This is a genomic window from Bacillus sp. SRB3LM, from assembly GCF_015712745.1.
In the GTDB taxonomy this organism is placed as follows: Bacteria; Bacillota; Bacilli; order Bacillales; family Bacillaceae_G; genus Bacillus_A; species Bacillus_A thuringiensis_K.
The window spans coordinates 223,169-242,926 of the sequence record NZ_VWVQ01000078.1; the positions used below are offsets into that span (position 1 = coordinate 223,169).

Here is a 19,758-nt window from a genome sequence, read left to right on the forward strand (position 1 = left end):
CACTTCGCATATGTGCGAAGTGCTCTTAACGGATTCCAAAGAAGTTTTTCACCTTTGCAAATACCGATACCTTTTCTTGTTCAAATGCTTGTAATGGTACATTCTCACCTAACAAGCGTCTTGCAATATTACGATAAGCCAACGCTGCTTTTCCGCTTGGTTGCAACGCCACAGGTTCACCTGTATTTGTAGCTCGAATAACTTCATCGTCATCTTCGACAACACCAAGAAGCTCGATTGACAATGTACGTACAATTTCATCAACATCTAACATATCCTGTTCATGAAGCATATGACTACGTACACGGTTAATAACAAGTTTCGGTGGTTCAATATCCTCTTTTTCTAAAAGCCCAATAATACGATCCGCATCGCGCATTGAGGATACTTCTGGAGTCGTAACAACGATTGCTTTATCCGCACCAGCTACCGCATTTTTAAATCCCTGCTCAATCCCCGCAGGACAATCGATTAATATGTAATCATAATCTTGACGTAATACTTGTATTAATTCATCCATTTGTTCAGGTGTTACCGCTGATTTATCACTCGTTTGTGCTGCAGGTAATAAATAAAGATCATCAAAACGTTTGTCTTTAATAAGAGCCTGAGGTAAACGGCAACGCCCTTCAACGACATCAACAAGATCAAATACAATACGATTTTCCAGCCCCATTACTACGTCTAAATTTCGAAGACCGATATCTGTGTCAATTAAGCACACTTTCTTTCCAGATAACGCTAGGGCCGTACCAATGTTCGCAGATGTAGTAGTTTTACCTACTCCGCCTTTTCCAGATGTAATTACTATTGCCTCTCCCACAGCTATACAATTCCCCTTTCTAACTTTGTTAAATTAGGTCTAAGATGAGTGAGAAGTTGCAGGCGATCGACAACAATGTGATTGTTCTCATTAATATACGCACATTCTGCCGCCTCCGCTCCGTCTTCTTTCTCTTCCGGAGCCCGCATTGCCACATCACTAATTCGAAGTTGCATCGGGTTCATAACAGATGCAGCAATTACAGCATCCGAATCCCCATAATACCCAGCATGTGCAATTCCTCTTAATGATCCTACGACAAAAATATTCCCCCCAGCGATAACCGTTCCGCCTGGATTAACATCACCAATTAACAACAAATTTCCTTTTACATGTAAAACTTGTCCAGAGCGAACAATTTTGGAAATAGGGACAATTTCTGTTTCTTCTTTCCAAGCTATTGCTTCTGCTTTAGTGATAACATCACTTTCAATTGAATCCACAACAAGATTCTTTTTATTACGAATTAACGTACGAATCTCTTCTTGTTGGACTTCTGTTAAATAACGATTTCCTACTTTCACATGCACTTCAATTAAAGAGCGCCCATCACCATCGTAGTAATGTGTAGAAAGTTTTTCTTCTAATTCCATCAATAATTCTGAGAATGAACAACAATCATCTAAATGAAGCGTTATCCCATCTTTTGTCCCTTTTATCGTTACATTTTGTTGCTTTTTTTCTTCCACTAAAGTTCACCCCACCGATTCAATTCGACATAAAATTAGAAAATCCTTTTTTCTTTTTCTTCCATCGCTTTTGAAAGACGCACTATATATCGTCTCAGTGGGAAACAAACTATCAATAAGAAAATAGCATTTAACAATAAAGTAGAAAGGAGACGATCTGTGAAAAAGACATACGCTGGCATATGAGTACGTCCTAACAAAGTTAAGAATCCATACACATAATACTCTAGTGCTACAACGCTAGCTAATATGATAGAAACAACAATAAATAAATTCAATTGTAGTACTTTCATCACACTATAAACTAAATAGGCTAAAATCGGATAAGCAAAAATATATATCCCGACAAGCTCTGTGTATACGGTATCAAATAAGAAGCCAAATAATAGTCCGTAATAAATCCCTTGAACCGGACTATAATACACTGTAATAAAACATAAGACGATTATAAAGAAATGCGGTGCTACTATGCTGTCTTTCCAAAACACATCCGTTGGAACAAAAGTAGCAAACATATTTTCAAATAGAAACACAAAAAGGAGCAAAAGAGGAAGAGCTGCTCTTTTTAATATCTTCATCATCTCTTCTTCTCCTCCTATTCTAATGGCGCTGAAGGTGTTGCACGTTTAGCAACCGTAATATGCTCTACGTCATTTAAATCAGCGGAAGGTTTTACATAAGCTGTTTTTGTTAAGCCATATGCATCCGGCTGAACTTCAACGATTTTTCCAATTACAAGACCTTTCGGGAAAATATCACCCAGTCCAGATGTTACAACTAGTTGATCTTTCTCTACCGGTGCATCAGAGCCAATCTTTGTGAAAAGAAGTAATTGCTTTTCTTTGTCATAACCTTCAATCAATCCAAAGATTTTCTCTTGCCCTTGTACAATAGCAGAAACGCGATTTGTTCGGCTCATAGAACTTAGTAATTCTACTGATGATGTAAACTGAGATACACTTTTCACTCTTCCAACTAACCCTTGTGAAGTTACTACCGCCATATCTTTCTTAATTCCTTGCTGTGCCCCTTTATCAATTCCAATTAAATCGTACCATTTATCTGGATTACGAGAAACAACAGTAGCTGGAATTTCAGTATACCCACTATTTAACTCTTTTTTACCAGTTAGCTCTTGTAGCTTCTTGTTATCATCTTCTAATTGTTTTACTTTCCCTGATAGACCTGCATAATTATCTAATTTTGCTTTTAATTCTTTATTCTCTTCATACGTGCGCTTTACATCCTCTACATTTTCGAAGAATCCAGCTACGTATTTCGCTGGCTTTTGGAATACACGTTCTACAACACCGACAGTATCTTTAACAAACTGCTCTGGCCATGTTAAACTGTTCCGTTCTTTCAATGAGATTCCAATCAATGCCACGAGAAGAATAATACTAACCAACAAAACAATTAATCTTTTGTTTAAGAAAAACTGTGGCACGTTCACACCCTCTTAATTTCACTGATTTTTATTTTGCAATATTATCGAGCAGCAGTTTTGAAAAGATCGATATTGTCTAATGCTTTACCTGTTCCAATTGCTACGCAATCTAATGGATCTTCTGCAACAAGAACTGGCATTTTCGTTTCTTCACTAATTACTTTATCTAAATTACGTAGTAATGCCCCGCCACCTGTTAATACGATACCGCGGTCCATAATATCAGCCGCTAATTCAGGTGGAGTTTTTTCTAACGTATTTTTAACTGATTCTACAATCGCATCTACTGTATCTTTTAATGCATCTGCAATTTCTTCTGGCTGAATTAGTACTGTTTTTGGTAAACCACTTACTAAATCACGACCGCGAATTTCCATAGGCTCGATACCTTCTGGCTCGCCTGCAGAACCAATTTCTAATTTTAATGCTTCAGCTGTTCTTTCACCGATCATTAAGTTATAGCTTTTCTTAATGTACTGAATGATTGAATCGTCCATATCATCACCAGCAACACGGACTGACTGGCTTGTTACAATACCACCTAGAGAAATAATTGCAACTTCTGTTGTACCACCACCGATATCAACAACCATACTACCAGTTGGTTCCCAAACAGGTAAGTTTGCACCAATTGCTGCTGCAAATGGCTCTTCGATAGGATAAGCATCACGAGCACCCGCTTGACGAGTCGCATCGATTACTGCACGTCTTTCTACAGCTGTAATACCAGATGGTACACATACCATTACATACGGCTTACGTGAGAAGAAACCGTTTGATTTTTGAGCTTGTTGAATGTAATATTTCATCATTGTTGCAGTTGTTTCATAATCAGCAATTACACCGTCTTTCATCGGGCGAAGTGCCACAACGTTCCCTGGTGTACGACCAATCATTTGTTTTGCATCGCTACCTACAGCAACGATTTGTTTCGTATCAGTTTGTAACGCAACTACTGAAGGTTCACGTAAAACTACACCTTTTCCTTTTACATATACAAGCGTGTTCGCAGTTCCTAAGTCTATTCCAAGATCGCGAGTAAATCCACCAAATCCAAACATATTATTTATCTTCCTTTCTTGTTTTCACGGACTCATTTTTTCTTACTTTATATTATAAAAACAGTACGTTTTTTATATCTTTATCCTTTTTGTAGATAAATTTCTACAAAAAACTCATAAATCACATTATAAAACAAAATAAGTAAAAAGCATAGTCTTAAATATGACCTTTTTCCTTTAAACTCACGAATTTATGGTCACCTATTATAATATGATCAAGCACTTCAATTCCGATAATCTGGCCGCATTCTACTAAGCGTTTTGTTACTGCAATATCTTCACGGCTCGGCGTGGGATCTCCTGAGGGATGGTTATGAAGACATATGATAGAGGCTGCTGCACGACGGAAGGCTTCTTTAAAAACTTCCCTCGGGTGTACAATTGACGTGTTTAAACTTCCAATAAAGATCGTTTGCCTATGTATAACTTGATTTTTTGTATTTAAATATAAACAAACAAAATGCTCTTGTTGTAAAAAACGCATTTCTTCCATCATGTATTTCGCACAATCTTCTGGACTTCGAATACTATATCTATTTTGATATTCTAAACGTACCATTCTTCTGCCTAGTTCAAAGGCTGCCATAAGTTGCGATGCCTTTGAAATCCCAATACCATGTATACTAATTAGCTCTTCTAATGTTGCATCTTTCAACATACGTAAGCCATCAAATTGATGTAAAATTTTATCTGACAACTTTAAAACTGTTTCTTCTTTAGAACCTGTTCTGAGTAACACTGCGAGAAGCTCTCGATTTGATAAACTTCCAGCACCTTCTAACAATAAACGCTCCCGTGGCTGTTCTTCTCTTACAACATCACGAATACCGTTCATCTCTCCACCCCTTTATTTGTTCTCTCAAAGAAAACCCCATGCAATTTTACGCATGGGTTACATCAATATCAAATTGTTTTAATTCCCGAACGAGACGTGCAATTGGTAAGCCAACTACACTATAGTAGTCCCCTTGAATATTTTGAACGAAAATAGATCCTTTACCTTGAATCCCATAACTACCGGCTTTATCAAGAGGTTCTTTCGACGCGACGTATGTATCAATTTCCTCTTCTGTTAACTCCCAAAATGTAACTTCTGTACGCTCATAAAAAGTAACCGTTTTTTCTTTTGCTATAATTGCAACACCTGTATACACTTCATGTGTTTTCCCTGATAGTAATTGCAACATCTCTTTCGCCTCATCCTCATTAGAAGGCTTACCAAGAATACGCGACTCATATGTAACAATTGTATCTGCACCTAACACAATGTAATCACTATTATTTTCTGCCACCGCTGATGCTTTTTGCAAGGCAAGCGACATTACAATATCAGAAGGCGATGAATATGCACCAATTGTTTCCTCTACTTCACTTACAACGATTTCAAATGGCACACTAGCTAACTCAAGCAATTCCTTCCTCCGAGGTGACCCTGAAGCTAAAATTATTTTTCTCATATTTTCTCCTTCCTTTCTCACATGAAGCAGAACAATTTATATTAATCGTATCAAAGGAATAGTTTGTCCACAAATGAAAGAAATATTAATTTCTCTAACTAAAATAACACTTCTTTATTGCATACGATTATATTCCTGTCATAGAGAAAGCACTTTGCTCTAAATTCAAAAGAAAAGAAAGAAGTACATGTACTTCTTTCTTACTCATTTTATTATCCTATCATTTCACTTTCTACGAAACAATTTTTTCATACGAGAGTAAACCATCAATAATAACTTGATTTAATTTCGCCAAAGATTCCTTATCCATCTTCCCATCTTTTACTGTTTGTACAGCTACCGACGTATACATATACAGTTTCTTTGCTTCTTCTTGTTTCATACTTTTCCCTTCTTTTTCAACCTTTTTCCATTCTTTTTCAATTACTTCTATATCTTTTGCGCTGCTTTTTCCACCAACTTGTACGCTAGAAGCATATTTTGCTAAATAAGTGTATAATGGCTGCACTTTTGTTAAAAATATTCCTACTTCTTTATCATCTTTCAGCAATGCTTTATCTGTTATATCCCAGTTCTTTTTTAAAACGGAGACACCATCATTTTTATACTTAGTCATTAATTGATTTATAGACTGTTCATCGCTAGCAATACCAAAAACTATTGCATACTTATCACCGCTCGGTCTCAAAGCACCAATACCCCCATTGCCTTTCCATTCTTCAAGAGCTGCCTGTCCCTTTTCTTCAGAAGAATAAAGCCCCCCTTGAACAAAAAATAATTTCATCGGATCCAATGACGTTCCTGCCTGCGCCTGTTGTTTTTCTTCTTTCGGTGCTGGTGTTTGTTCTGCCGTTCCACCCACCTTTGATTCTCCATTTCCAGTCGGCCTTGAAGCAGTTACTTCACTTCCTCCTGTCGTTCCTTGTCCAGTAAGTAAATGAAGCATCCCCATTCCAAACGCCGTACCGATAATAATTGCGGTTGCAACGATTACAATTAATGTATTACTCCACTTCTTTCTGTATTTTTCCACAGACATTGATTTCGCTTTTTGAAACGGAACAACATTTTTCGGTCGTTCACTTTCTACTACCATCCATTCAAATTCATCTTTCTTCTTTTCCTCATACTTCGCTTCTGTTCCATTCACTTTCACTGAGATCGTTCGTGATTGCTTGTCCATACACTCACACCTCACCTCTTATCGTTGTCCGCATCATATCATATTCATTTCACAAAAAAACGAGATATTTGTCAGAGGAATTCGCCAAATAACCCTATATATTTATCTTATATGTATGCATTTGACTTCATTTGTAGAACAAAAAACTAGATAGCAAAGACTATCTAGTTTTTCTCGCAAATATATTTTCGTACTTCAGAAATGAAATAAAGAGAACCTGTTGTGATAAAAACATCATTTTCTGCTATCATTTCAACTTTTGTATCAATTGCCTCTTTCCAATTTTCAAAAACTAATTTTGATTCTTTCTGTGAATATGATGCAAGCTTATCAGCAGAAATAGCACGATCAAAGGCGAATGTTGTAAAAATAATTTCATCTGCAATGGTTTCTAATTGGCCTACCATGTTATGCAATTGTTTATCACCAAGAGCAGTAAATAATACTATTACATTTTTAGCTTTGTAATGCGCTTCTACTGTCTTCACAAGGCTTTCGATACCTTCTGGATTATGAGCACCATCTATAATAATATCCGGGTTACTTTGTAGCTTTTCAAAGCGCCCAATCCAATATGCTTCCTGTAATCCCGTTCTTATTTCCTCTTCCTCAATTAAAAATGATACATATGTTTTTACATACATTACTGCCATAAGTGCTAGCGCTGCATTTCCTACTTGATGAATGCCTTTCATTGAGATTTGCAAATCTTCAAATGTGGAAAAAGGACAAGTAAAATCAAACTGTTCTCCATCTTCGTTAGACTGTTTATGTAGCGCTGTAAAATGCTTGCCAAGTTCGTATAAGTTTGCATGGTTTTCCTTTGCAACATTTTGAATGACTTGCAAAGCTTCTTCATCTTGTACACCAGTAATTACAGGCACGCCAGACTTAATAATCCCCGCCTTTTCATATGCAATTTCTCCTAGTGTATTTCCTAAAATATGCATATGATCGTGACCGATATTCGTAATAATTGTGAGAACAGGGTGTATAACATTGGTAGAATCAAAACGTCCACCAAGCCCTGTTTCAAATAATACAACATCACAGAAATTGACTTTACCGAAATAGCAAATCGCCATAACAGTAATAATTTCAAACTCCGTTGCTTCCCCTAAATCTGTCTCGTCTAGTTTTTCAACGACTGGTTTTACCATTTTTACAAGTTCAATAATCTCTTCATCTGCAATTGGTGTTCCATTCACACTAATGCGCTCATTAAATGTTTCTATATAAGGAGAGGTAAACGTTCCTACCTTATATTTCGCGCCTTCTAACATGTAACGCATATATGTTAAAGTTGAACCTTTTCCATTTGTACCAGCAAGATGAACACATTTTATATGACGCTCTGGATTTCCAAGTTCTTCTAGCATCCATCTCATTCTTTCTAATCCTGGCTTAATTCCAAATTTCAATCGGCTATGAATCCACCCTATCGCTTCTTCGTATGTATGTATCACGTATGCTTTTCCCCTTTCAAAAGACAACTTTCATAGTTCTATTATACGCAAAGAAAAGAGACTCACCAATATAGTGAGTCTCTAAAAACATTTTTACTTTTCAAGATCTGCTAGACGTTGACGAACTGCTTCGCGTTTTTCTAGGTAATCTTGCTCTTTCGCACGCTCTCCTTCAATAACCGCTGCAGGAGCTTTCGCTACGAAACCTTGGTTAGAAAGTTTCTTCTGTACACGTTCTACTTCTTTATCGAACTTCTCAAGTTCTTTCTCAAGACGAGCTCTCTCTTCATCAAGATTGATAAGATCAGCTAACGGTAAGAATAACTCTGCACCTGTTACGATTGCAGTCATTGCTTTTTCTGGCGCTTGTAAGTCCGTTTGAATTGTTAATTCGCTTGGGTTACAGAAACGCTCAATGTAAGAGCTATTTTTCGTAAGTTGAGCAAGTACAGCCTCATCTTTTGCTTTAATTTGCATTTGAACTTTTTTGCTCATTGGTGTATTTACTTCTGCACGGATGTTACGAACAGAGCGAATGATATCAACTAGAAGGTGCATTTCTGCCGCAGCTTCCGTATCTTGTAAATCTTCGCGAACTGTTGGCCACGCAGCTACTGTAATAGATTCACCTTCATGCGGTAAATGTTGCCAAATCTTCTCTGTTACGAATGGCATGAATGGGTGTAATAGACGCATTGTTTGATCTAATACGTAAGCTAAAATTGAACGAGTTGTTTTCTTAGCTGCTTCATCTTCACCGTATAGTGGAAGCTTCGCCATTTCAATGTACCAGTCACAGAAATCGTCCCAAATGAAGTTGTATAATGAACGTCCAGCTTCACCGAACTCATATTTATCCATGTTACGTGTTACACTTTCGATTGTTTCGTTTAAGCGAGTTAAGATCCACTTATCTGCAACTGATTTTTCACCAGTTAAATCGATTTCTTCATACTTCATGTCATCCATGTTCATTAATACGAAACGTGATGCGTTCCAAATTTTATTAATGAAGTTCCAAGTAGATTCTACTTTTTCCATGCTGAAACGTAAATCTTGACCTGGTGCACTTCCTGTTGATAAGAAGAAACGCATTGCATCTGCACCGTACTTCTCGATAACATCCATTGGGTCAATACCGTTACCAAGAGATTTACTCATCTTACGACCTTGCTCATCACGAACTAAACCGTGAATTAATACATCTTTAAATGGACGCTCGCCTGTAAACTCTAAACCTTGGAAAATCATACGAGATACCCAGAAGAAGATGATGTCATAACCCGTTACTAGTGCATCTGTTGAATAGTAACGTTTGAAGTCTGCTGAATCTTCATTTGGCCAACCAAGTGTTGAGAATGGCCATAATGCTGAACTGAACCATGTATCAAGTACGTCGTTATCTTGATTCCAGTTTTCAATATCTGCTGGTGCTTCTGTACCTACGTATACTTCACCAGTTTCTTTATGGTACCAAGCTGGAATACGGTGTCCCCACCATAATTGACGAGAAATACACCAGTCATGAATATTTTCCATCCATCGTAAATATGTGTTTTCAAAACGCTCTGGTACGAACGTTACTTTTTCTTCTTCTTTTTGTTGAAGCGCTACTGCTTTTTCAGCAAGTGGAGCCATTTTTACGAACCATTGTGTTGATAAGTAAGGCTCAACAACTGCACCGCTACGCTCACTATGACCTACTGAATGCATATGTGGCTCGATTTCTACTAATACGCCAGCTTCTTGTAAGTCTTTCACTAATTCTTTACGGCATTCGAAACGATCCATACCGTTATATTTACCAGCTTTTTCGTTCATCGATCCATCTTCGTTCATTACTAAAATGTGTGGTAAGTCATGACGGTTACCTACTTCAAAGTCGTTCGGGTCATGAGCTGGTGTAATTTTTACAACGCCTGTTCCGAAGTCTTTTTCTACGTACTCATCAGCAATAATCGGAATCTCACGGCCTACGATTGGAAGTGTAACTGTTTTTCCGATTAAATGTTTGTAACGATCATCTTCTGGATGAACTGCTACCGCTGTATCACCAAGCATCGTTTCTGGACGAGTAGTAGCAAGGCGAATGTGACCTGAACCGTCTGTTAACGGATAGTTCATATGGTAGAATGCACCTTGAACTTCTTTATGAATTACTTCAATATCAGAAAGAGCTGTGCGTGTTGCTGGATCCCAGTTGATAATATATTCACCACGGTAAATTAAGCCTTTTTCGTATAATTGAACAAATACTTTGTTAACTGCATCGGAGACATCTTTATCAAGCGTAAAACATTCTCGAGAATAGTCTAACCCTAAGCCAATATTTTCCCATTGTTGCCGAATATGAGAAGCATACTCTTCTTTCCATTCCCAAGTTTTTTCAAGGAATTTCTCACGCCCAAGATCGTAACGTGAAACCCCTTTTTCATGAAGTTTCATCTCCACTTTTACTTGCGTTGCAATACCGGCATGATCCATTCCTGGAAGCCATAATACATCGTATCCTTGCATACGCTTTGTGCGAGTTAAAATATCTTGAAGCGTCGTATCCCAGGCATGACCTAAGTGTAATTTAGCGGTTACATTGGGAGGTGGAAGTACAATTGTATACGATTCCTTCTCCTCATCTCCTGTTGTTTCAAAATATTTCCCTTCAAGCCACCATTGATAAAGGCCTTCTTCAACGGACATATGATCATATTTAGTTGGTAAATTCTTTTCCGTGTTTGACATTATTTTCCCTCCTTAAAATAAAAAATGCCCCTCATCCAAAAAAGGGCGAGGGACATCGCGGTACCACCTTTATTTACAAACAAATTCAGAATTTGCTTATACTCTTAATTTGATAACGGATAAATCCGTCTTTTCCTAATAAGAACTATTCCGTTCAGAAAAGATGCTCCAGGGCTACCTTCTAACATAACTATCTAGAGAATCTCCCAGCTAATGATTCTCCTCTCTGAAAACGTTTCATGTTATACTCTTCCCTCTCCTAGCATTTTTATATGCGGTTTTCAAAGAATGTACTTTTAGTATAAAAGGCCCTCATGTGTTTATCAATCCCATTTATACAAAATCCAAAAATTTCTAGATAAATAATGTTTTTATCTAATACTCTGTAAGTACAATGATATTTTTTATTTATTTTCTTCAGCCATTCTTATCGTTAGTGCTAGCCATACTTAAAAACTTCCAATAAAATTGTTCATCATGATCCTATATTTACGATATTTTCATATATGTTATTTATATCTAAAAGAACAGGCTTTGATATATGATTTACATGTTTTGAGCATACTACACACTTATAGTTATCATCAATATGATATTTTTTAAAATAAAAATGTTCTGTGCTGTTTAGTAGACGAAGAGTCCTACCTAAATTTTGAATAGAAAATGAATTTAAAGGTACAGATAGTCCTTTTCCTATAGCTTTTATATAGGATTCTTTTGCAGTCCATAACTCATAAAAAAGTTTAATTCTTTCCTCATGTTTTTTCTTTTGAATTGCTTGATATTCATCTTTTGAAAAAAAACGTTTAGCAATTTGAACGTTACATGGTTCCATATATTCAATATCAACACCTATTAAAGATGAACTTATTCCGACAATGATCCAATCTTTTGAGTGAGAAATATTATAATGAAAATCAGGCATGCCTAATATATGTGGTTTTCCATATGTGTTATGGCCCATTTTTATTCGTTCATTAGAAATATTAAACCGTTTTTTAATAAATGCTCTCACTACTATTTCTCCTAAAAGGCTTCTTTTTCCATCATCTATATTTGCAAATCTGTTGATTTTCTCTCTTTTATTCCAAGAAACATATTTGAGTAATTGATGAAACATGATATGATTTAAACCTTTATGTTGAATTGCATAGATATGTATCATTTTAAAAATCTCCCTAACAATATCAAGATCATCGTTATATTTAAAATTAGTATTGATCCCTCTTTATAAGACTTAAAATCAATATTAAGTGACAAAAAGCTTTTTTACTCCTGAACTAAAATTATTTGCCCAATTGATAGTATGATGTCCGCCTATAAAAACCTCCCAAAAGGTCTTATATCCTGAAGCTGATAGCTTATGTTCCATCTTTCGATTACTTGTAATCATTGTTACTTCACTATCCCCTATGGGTTTATCTTCATAAGACCCCACACTTAAATAAAATTCTTGTGGGAGAGACTCATGTTTATGAAACGATTGATGAGTTAGCCATTCCCATTCATCAGATGTATCTGGTTTCCACCAAAATGCACCTGACTGTGATAAAACTTTTCCTATTATTTCAGGATAAGTTAGAGCTGTGTAAATAGAGGAAAGTCCACCTAAACTAGACCCAGCAATCATACATTGATTTCTGTTAAAACTCTTTATATTATAGTTTTTCACTATCCATGGGAAAAGCTCTTCACAAAGAAATCGGCTAAACCGTTTAGAACATCCCAATTCTCTACGTCTATCTACTTGTTCTATAAATACTATTAATGGATTGATGGGTTTTCCTTGTTTGTGTAAATTTTCAATAATGATTGGCACGGGAATGGACGACAGATACACATGACCATCTAATATAAACCATATACTATCTATCCGAGAATTATTTGTATATACTGAAAAGAATCGGTCTTCTTTAAGAGCATTACTATAGATATGGTGATCCGTTATATTTTTTTCGATCATAACTTGTTCATCATAGTTTGAAATTGTCAACGGATCTTGTTGATACTGTGATAAAATTAAAATAGACCACTGTTTGTCATATTGCTGTGTATTATTTACATCTAACTGCGAATATCGATTTTTTTCACTCCATTCAACATGCAAACCATTAGGGAAAAATTGATACACCATTATTAATTCATTTCTCAATATCATTTCTTGATACCAAAAATTACTGTTTTGTATATTTTTCATGGTACTACTTTCAATATTTAAGTCTCCTATTGAGGTTAATAGCAATACATTTTCTACTGAATAAGTTGCTTCAAATATAAATATTATTCGAGAAAATTCTTTACTTATTATTTCAATTAAAGGCGTTCCCAATAGTTTGATTTTCTCCCAAATACATTGCGCGTATTCAAGTTTTTTTTGTTCAAGTGCGCTTTTAAATTCCTGAAATATCATATAATCCTCCTTGTTTCTTAATTATTCAGAATCCATATAGAAAAGTTCACACATGATGCTGTTCTAAAAATAAAAATTTAGAACTGGAAATATTGCTTCAATTTTATTACAGAATTGACGATATGGGAAAGCCCACGCAGGACTTTAGTCCGTCTTTAGACGTGAGATGAAAAAGTATCGTTGTTACGTAGCAACACATGGTACAGTTTATTCATATTCATACAAAAGATGTAACAACATTTGAGAACGAACAATCTGTACGGTATGGTCACAGTACCTTAGCCTACGAACATATAGGGTCCGTTTTGGGAGTATCAATTGTTAAGAGCCTGTTTATAGTCTTATCTTTTATTTAAAAAGTAAATAAATATAATTAAAATCAGTTTTTTACTTTTCTCTAATTTTCTCTCTACATTTTTGAACAATCGTCTGTATTTTTCTAACCAAGCAAACGAGCGCTCTATAATCCATCTTTTGGGGATCATTTGAAATTGATGCAATTCTGACCGCTTAGCAACTTGTGCTTCAGCATTCAATAGCTTTTGAATTTCTTTTTGAAACTTTTCTCCTGTGTACCCACCATCCGTGAGGATGGCTTCCATGGGGAAATCCAAGAATATCTACACTGATATGTCGTTTAATACAAGAAACTTTCTTACCATCATCATAACCTTTTTGTTCAGCCGTAGCTGCATTCTTAACACTTTGGGCATCGACAATATTAAAGCTAAATCTTTTGGGACGATTCACTGCTTCCCTTATTTGCACAACAATTTTTTATAAGGTCTCTAATAGACTGCTGCCTTCGGCATTAGATTTACTCCATTTTGCATAGTAGCGGTAAATATTTTGCCATTTGGGATAATCTCTTGGTAAAGCACGCCACTGGCAGCCTGTACTCAGAACATAGAGTAGTGCATTGAACACATCATAAAGGTCATACTTTCGCGGACTCGTGCATTTGCTAAATGTCTCTAGTTCTTCACGAATGATCTCGAATTTTTCACGGCTGATATCACTTGGATAAGACATACACTTACCTCCTGTTTTTGCATACATTCTAACATATTTATAAGACTATAAACAGGCTCTAAGGGATAGGGGTACTTAATTATTTAACTCTTTCTTATATAATTATAAAATCCCTTTCCAGATTTACGCCCCAGATGCCCTGCTTCCACAAGTTTTACAAGTGCTTGAGGGGCACGAAATCTATCTCCCCAAGCTTCTGTTAATCCTTGACTTGCAAATAATATTGTATCTAATCCAACATAATCAGCCAATCTCAAAGGTCCCATAGGATAATTTAATCCCAGTTTGATAGCTTTATCAATATCTTCTTTACTGCTGACCCCTTCATCATACATACGTATACATTCTAATAAATGAATAATAATAGCTCTAGAAGTAACGAACCCTTGTTTATCTTTAACGATAATACTTTCCTTACCGATAGATTGTACAACCTCCTTTACTAATTGTATGGTTTTTTCTGATGTTTCTATTCCCTGAATAATTTCAACCAGCTTCATAATATGTGCTGGGTTAAACCAATGTGTTCCTATAACCTTATCCGGTCGATTGGTAACACTTGCAATAGCGGTAACACTTAGCTCAGATGTATTTGTTGCTAAGATTGTAGATGCAGATGTATATCTATCTATTTTTTTAAACATTTCTTTTTTTAACTGTAAATTTTCAGGGATTGCTTCGATTACTAATTCTACATTTTTACATGCTTCTTCTAATGTATATACAGGACAAAGATTGGATAAAATACATTCTTTCTGTTCTGTATTTAGACGTTGGGCTTTTACTAATTGAGATAAATTGGTTTCTATCGTTTGGTGAGCTTTTTGTATACTTTTTTCTGATGAACTATACATTTTTATATATTTCCCACCCATCGCCAATGCCTGAACAATTCCTATTCCCATTGTACCTAAACCGATGACAGCAATGTTATGAATCATTTTTCTCACTCCTTTATAAATCTGATTTCTTTCATGATGGACGTTTTCGATTTATTTAAGCACCTTCGAGTTAATTTAAACCTTGCTTCTCATTCCTTGACGAATTTAGTGAATTCGAATTAATATTTGATTATTGTGTTGAAAGATATTTTTAATTTCTATCCTGTTTATTTTCACATTTGCGTTTTATGAATAAAGAGACCTATTACTCCTCCAATACATGAAGGAATTAACCACCCTAGCCCTTCTTTATATAGCGGAATAAGCTCTAGAATATGTGATAAATCAATAAAATTCACCCTATCAAGATTACTCAATAGACTTATCATCAATGTACCGATAATGGAGCAAATATAAACCATATTACGATTTCCAATCCAAGCATGAAAACAAGACAAAATAATAAGTGTAATGGTAATAGGGTAAATTATCATTAATATCGGCAAAGAGACATTAAGCAATTGTTCTAATCCTAAATTAGATATCATAAAACTGAATAAACATATAATTTTCACGGCACTTTTATATGAAATAGATGTAAATTGTTTTGAAAAAAAAGTTGCACAAGCTGATGTCAATCCAATTGAAGTTGTCAAACATGCTAATGTAATAATAAATCCTAGTAAAATTTGTCCACTTGTACCAAAAAGATGTTTCACAACATTTGTTAGAATAAGAGCACCAGTATTAGAAATGCCTAATTTAGCACTGGTTGCACCGATATATGCAAGGGATAAATAAATAAATATTAACCCTACAGCCGCTATAATTCCTGATACCATGGTGATTTTTTTGATATGAGTAGGTTCTGTAACATCTTTTGCTCGAATAGCTTGTACAATAACAATACCAAAGACAAATGCACCTATCGCATCCATAGTTAAATATCCTTGGATTATTCCTTCTGCAAAAGCGTGGTTTTCATATAAACTATTCGATACATTAAGTGGACCAATTGGACTGATTATAGACTTCACAACTATTATTACAACCATTATGACTAATAGTGGGGTTAAAATTTTCCCGAATAAATCTATCATTTTAGATGGATGTAAGGATAAATATAAAGTAACTCCAAAAAATAATAATGTGTATATACATAACATATACCACTCTGTCTGTCCTATTTCGGATAAAAAAGGATTGATCCCTACTTCAAATGAAACTACGCCCGTACGCGGAATAGCATAACAAGGTCCAATTGATAAGTAACTAATCATTGGAAATAGAAATGAAAAAACAGGATGGACCCTATCGGATAATTTTTTCAAATCTCCTTCTACACTAGATATAACAATTATTGCTAATACCGGTAAACCAACTCCTGTTACCAAAAAACCACTTATTGCAATCAGAAATTTATCTCCTGCTTGTTGTCCTAACAGGGGAGGGAAAATTAAATTTCCAGCTCCTAAAAATAATGCGAATAACATCGATCCTATGACAATATCTAATTTAAAATTATTTTTCATGATTTAATCGTATATTTAACCAATGATACTTTAATATGATTATGAGTATACATATCCTATACGTTCCTCCTTACAGAATTTACGATACGTGAAAGCACACCCAGGACTTTAGCCCCTCTTTAGACCTGGGATGAAAGCATCGTTTTTGCATAGTAAAACATGGTATACTTTATTTCTAATCATGCAAAAGACGTAAAACCATTTGAGAACCAACAATCCGTACGGTGTGGTCACAGTACCTTAGCCCACGAACCTATATAATCTGTTGTGGGAATGATGATGGCACACCGCACTCTTGCATGTCAGCAATACCAGAAATGAACATCGCCTTTGGTAGCAAGAATCCCACTGAAGTTGGTCAGCTAGCCCCTTTAGGGGCTAGTGTCAAAGGATAGCGTTCTTGAAATTTTAAAATATCCTCATACACAATCAATCCCGAAAGGTAAAAATATTGTTTGATTCATATTTTTTTAAACCTAACCGGAAGATTAAAGTAGATATATAAGCGATAAAAATACAAAATCCAATTAATAATAATAATTTTGTTAAATCAAATTCTTTAATTAATTCTACTGGAATAAATCCAATAATCCCTGCTGGCATTATTGTGAAAATAATCAATTTTGAAAAACCTTTATATATGGTTTGCGGGTATAATGCAAAGGTTAGTAAAGCATTGTTGACCTGTTGTTGGATAATGTTTGCTTTTCCAATCCAAAAGGCTAAAGTGCCAAAAAGAGTAGTAAACGAGACAAAAATTATAGCCACACAAATTATTGATAGAATCCATAGTCCCATAGAGACAACATTACTAAAACCACTTACAGCAAAAATTAAGACTCCAAATATTACATCCCCCACGGCTTTAATTGACATTCTCGAACATAACACATGTAACAATACATTTTTAGGTAAAATCAAATAACTATCTAATTTCCCCATAGAAATAATATTAGCAAGTTGTGTTGAATTTCCACAAACAACCATGCCTATTCCGAAGCCTGTTGTAACTATGGAGAAAAGTAAATACATATCTGACATATTCCATCCATTTATATTATTAAAATTACCAAAAAATAATTTCCAAAATATGATATAAACTAAATTGTTAATACACATAAAAATAACTTGCAATATAAAATTAAAACGGTACTCCATGTTTGATGATAAATTTACAAAAAATAATGCCTTTAAAAATTTTAGTTCCACTTTAACTCTGTTCATAGGCTACCCTCCATTAATTGTAAGTTTTCGTTTTCCTATCTTAAATACAATATTTAAAATAAGCATAAATAAGACTATCCATAAAACTTGTCCACTAAGCGTGTGATAAAAATTTAATAAACTAAAATCAATAACTAATTTTGATGGAGCAAATGTAATAAAAGCAAAAGGAAGGTAATTAGTTATTTGTTTCATGAAGCCGGGAAAGAAATCCAAGGGAATCAATACTCCACCTAGGATAAATAAAAATTTTTGATAAATAAAAGCAATCCCCGAAGTATCCTCAGTAAAAAAGGCACTAAAACCAATTAATGCACTTAAACAATAATTTAACAAAAAAGCTAAAAAAATAATAATTCCGACTGGTACTAAATTTAGGACCTCTACATGAATTGGCCCTACCAGTATTAACACCAATATCGCACCGGAAAATAAATTAATAATAAAACGAAGTAAACTTTCTCCTAAACCATTGAAGAAATGATACGCTAAATAGTTATATGGTCGATTTATTGTATATGCCAAAGAACCCGATTGAACTTCCTCACCAATCGTTATATAAACCGGGTTTAAGCTTAGGACAATTGCTTCTGCTATTAGCAGATACCAAACTGTTTGAACAAAATCCATACTAAGACTAGTACTTTTGGAAGCAAAAGCTACTTCCCACAAATTAATAAAAATATACATAATCACTAGCATAAACGTTGTTCCATACAATGTTTCTTTCACATAAGCTAAATTACTTTTGACTGAAGTTATAAAAATGGAATAATATTTAGTTAAGACATTTTCAAGATTTTTCATGCGTTCACTCCTTTTTCATCTTTTCATTTTCAAGTGTGAAAATTTGATGAATAATCTCGTCCATAGTAGGATTAAAAATTGTAAAATCCTCAACATTAAACTTCCCCATAATATCTCGCATGATTTGGGTGCATGAATTCTTTTTTATATCCACCTTAAATTCAACTTCATTCAAATTCTTCTTTATTATCTCTATCCCTGCTTGATTCAAAGTAGGAATGTTATCATCGGAAAATCTTACATACATTTTTTTATGTGTAAAAAAATTTGAATGCAAAGTAGCTAAATTATCATTAAACATAATATTCCCTTTATTTATGACAACTGCTCTGTTACATAACCGTTCGATATCACCAGAATCATGACTGGTAAGGATAATAGTTGTCTTAAATTCTCTATTCATCGCTAGTAATGCCTCTCTAATTTTCCTTTTGCCAACAATATCTAAACCTATTGTGGGTTCATCAAGAAACAATAGTTCTGGCTGATGAATTAAAGAAGCTGCAATTTCACATCTCATACGTTGTCCCAAACTAAGTTTTCTTACAGGAGTATAGAGAAAGCTTTCCAAATTAAACAGTTCTACTAAATTATTGAGTTGTTTTAGATAAGATGCTTCGTCTAGCTCATAAATTTTTGACAGAAGGGAAAATGCCTCTATCGGAGGTAGGTGATACCAAAGTTGTGATTTTTGTCCAAAAACTGTTCCTACTTTAAATGAAAATTCTTGTCTCTTTTCCCAAGGATTAAGTGACATTATTTCTATTTTCCCACTGGTTGGATACAATAATCCTGTTAACATCTTTATAATAGTAGATTTTCCAGCACCATTAGGACCTATAAAAGCGACAATTTCGCCTTTTGAAATGGTAAATGAAACGTTGTTTACAGCACTTACTGTTTCAAAGTTTGGATGAATTAAATTACGAATACTCGCTTGTAATCCTGGTAACTTCCTTTTTACCTTATAACTTTTACTTAAATCTGTAACATTAACGATCATTTAT

17 protein-coding genes, 1 pseudogene and 1 other annotated feature are annotated in these 19,758 nt (G+C 34.8%); all 18 genes and pseudogenes read right to left on the minus strand.

Translation table 11 applies throughout. The features are described from left to right. Positions 1-25: 25 nt before the first annotated feature. Complete coding sequence (gene minD / locus F3I02_RS24820) at positions 26-823, minus strand: septum site-determining protein MinD (protein WP_000503309.1); 798 nt, start codon at positions 821-823, stop codon at positions 26-28. A 2-nt stretch (positions 824-825) separates the two neighbouring features. Further along, positions 826-1,512 (minus strand): septum site-determining protein MinC, encoded by a 687-nt coding sequence (minC, locus tag F3I02_RS24825; RefSeq protein ID WP_000391523.1) that lies wholly within the window; start codon positions 1,510-1,512, stop codon positions 826-828. Between the two features lie 35 nt (positions 1,513-1,547). Beyond that, on the minus strand, positions 1,548-2,093 hold the full coding sequence (gene mreD / locus F3I02_RS24830; RefSeq protein ID WP_000975748.1) for a rod shape-determining protein MreD: 546 nt from the start codon (positions 2,091-2,093) through the stop codon (positions 1,548-1,550). A gap of 14 nt (positions 2,094-2,107) precedes the next feature. Beyond that, positions 2,108-2,959 carry a rod shape-determining protein MreC gene (gene mreC, locus F3I02_RS24835; protein WP_001135489.1) on the minus strand — a complete coding sequence of 284 codons (852 nt, stop codon included), beginning with the start codon at positions 2,957-2,959 and terminating at the stop codon, positions 2,108-2,110. Between the two features lie 41 nt (positions 2,960-3,000). Further along, the gene (mreB, locus tag F3I02_RS24840) at positions 3,001-4,020 is read right to left on the minus strand and encodes a cell shape-determining protein MreB (RefSeq protein ID WP_000466736.1); all 1,020 of its coding nucleotides are present in this window, start codon (positions 4,018-4,020) and stop codon (positions 3,001-3,003) included. Positions 4,021-4,177: 157 nt separating this feature from the next. Next, complete coding sequence (gene radC / locus F3I02_RS24845; RefSeq protein ID WP_001013390.1) at positions 4,178-4,855, minus strand: RadC family protein; 678 nt, start codon at positions 4,853-4,855, stop codon at positions 4,178-4,180. A gap of 46 nt (positions 4,856-4,901) precedes the next feature. Further along, entirely contained in the window at positions 4,902-5,477 is a 576-nt protein-coding gene (locus tag F3I02_RS24850) for a Maf family protein (protein ID WP_001226294.1), read from the minus strand. Positions 5,478-5,709: 232 nt separating this feature from the next. Next, a complete protein-coding gene (locus F3I02_RS24855) occupies positions 5,710-6,660 on the minus strand; it encodes a stage II sporulation protein B (RefSeq protein ID WP_196478526.1) in 951 nt (316 codons plus the stop codon). A 164-nt stretch (positions 6,661-6,824) separates the two neighbouring features. Further along, the gene (locus tag F3I02_RS24860; protein WP_196478527.1) at positions 6,825-8,126 is read right to left on the minus strand and encodes a bifunctional folylpolyglutamate synthase/dihydrofolate synthase; all 1,302 of its coding nucleotides are present in this window, start codon (positions 8,124-8,126) and stop codon (positions 6,825-6,827) included. Positions 8,127-8,219: 93 nt separating this feature from the next. Then, on the minus strand, positions 8,220-10,865 hold the full coding sequence (locus F3I02_RS24865; RefSeq protein ID WP_196478528.1) for a valine--tRNA ligase: 2,646 nt from the start codon (positions 10,863-10,865) through the stop codon (positions 8,220-8,222). A gap of 38 nt (positions 10,866-10,903) precedes the next feature. Next, positions 10,904-11,135 (minus strand) — a binding site (T-box leader). A gap of 205 nt (positions 11,136-11,340) precedes the next feature. Continuing rightward, the gene (locus F3I02_RS24870; RefSeq protein WP_196477983.1) at positions 11,341-12,030 is read right to left on the minus strand and encodes a 4'-phosphopantetheinyl transferase family protein; all 690 of its coding nucleotides are present in this window, start codon (positions 12,028-12,030) and stop codon (positions 11,341-11,343) included. A gap of 84 nt (positions 12,031-12,114) precedes the next feature. Next, the gene (locus F3I02_RS24875) at positions 12,115-13,275 is read right to left on the minus strand and encodes an alpha/beta hydrolase (RefSeq protein ID WP_196477982.1); all 1,161 of its coding nucleotides are present in this window, start codon (positions 13,273-13,275) and stop codon (positions 12,115-12,117) included. Positions 13,276-13,616: 341 nt separating this feature from the next. After that, positions 13,617-14,307: pseudogene (locus F3I02_RS24880) on the minus strand (transposase). 83 nt (positions 14,308-14,390) lie between these two features. Next, positions 14,391-15,248, minus strand: a complete 858-nt coding sequence (locus F3I02_RS24885; protein ID WP_196477981.1) for a 3-hydroxyacyl-CoA dehydrogenase family protein — start codon at positions 15,246-15,248, stop codon at positions 14,391-14,393. A 173-nt stretch (positions 15,249-15,421) separates the two neighbouring features. Beyond that, positions 15,422-16,720, minus strand: a complete 1,299-nt coding sequence (gene brnQ / locus F3I02_RS24890; RefSeq protein ID WP_196477980.1) for a branched-chain amino acid transport system II carrier protein — start codon at positions 16,718-16,720, stop codon at positions 15,422-15,424. 429 nt (positions 16,721-17,149) lie between these two features. Further along, positions 17,150-17,944, minus strand: a complete 795-nt coding sequence (locus tag F3I02_RS24895) for an ABC transporter permease (RefSeq protein ID WP_196477979.1) — start codon at positions 17,942-17,944, stop codon at positions 17,150-17,152. Positions 17,945-17,947: 3 nt separating this feature from the next. Continuing rightward, the gene (locus F3I02_RS24900; RefSeq protein WP_196477978.1) at positions 17,948-18,751 is read right to left on the minus strand and encodes an ABC transporter permease; all 804 of its coding nucleotides are present in this window, start codon (positions 18,749-18,751) and stop codon (positions 17,948-17,950) included. 4 nt (positions 18,752-18,755) lie between these two features. Then, positions 18,756-19,754, minus strand: a complete 999-nt coding sequence (locus tag F3I02_RS24905; protein WP_196477977.1) for an ABC transporter ATP-binding protein — start codon at positions 19,752-19,754, stop codon at positions 18,756-18,758. Between the last annotated feature and the right edge of the window lie 4 nt (positions 19,755-19,758).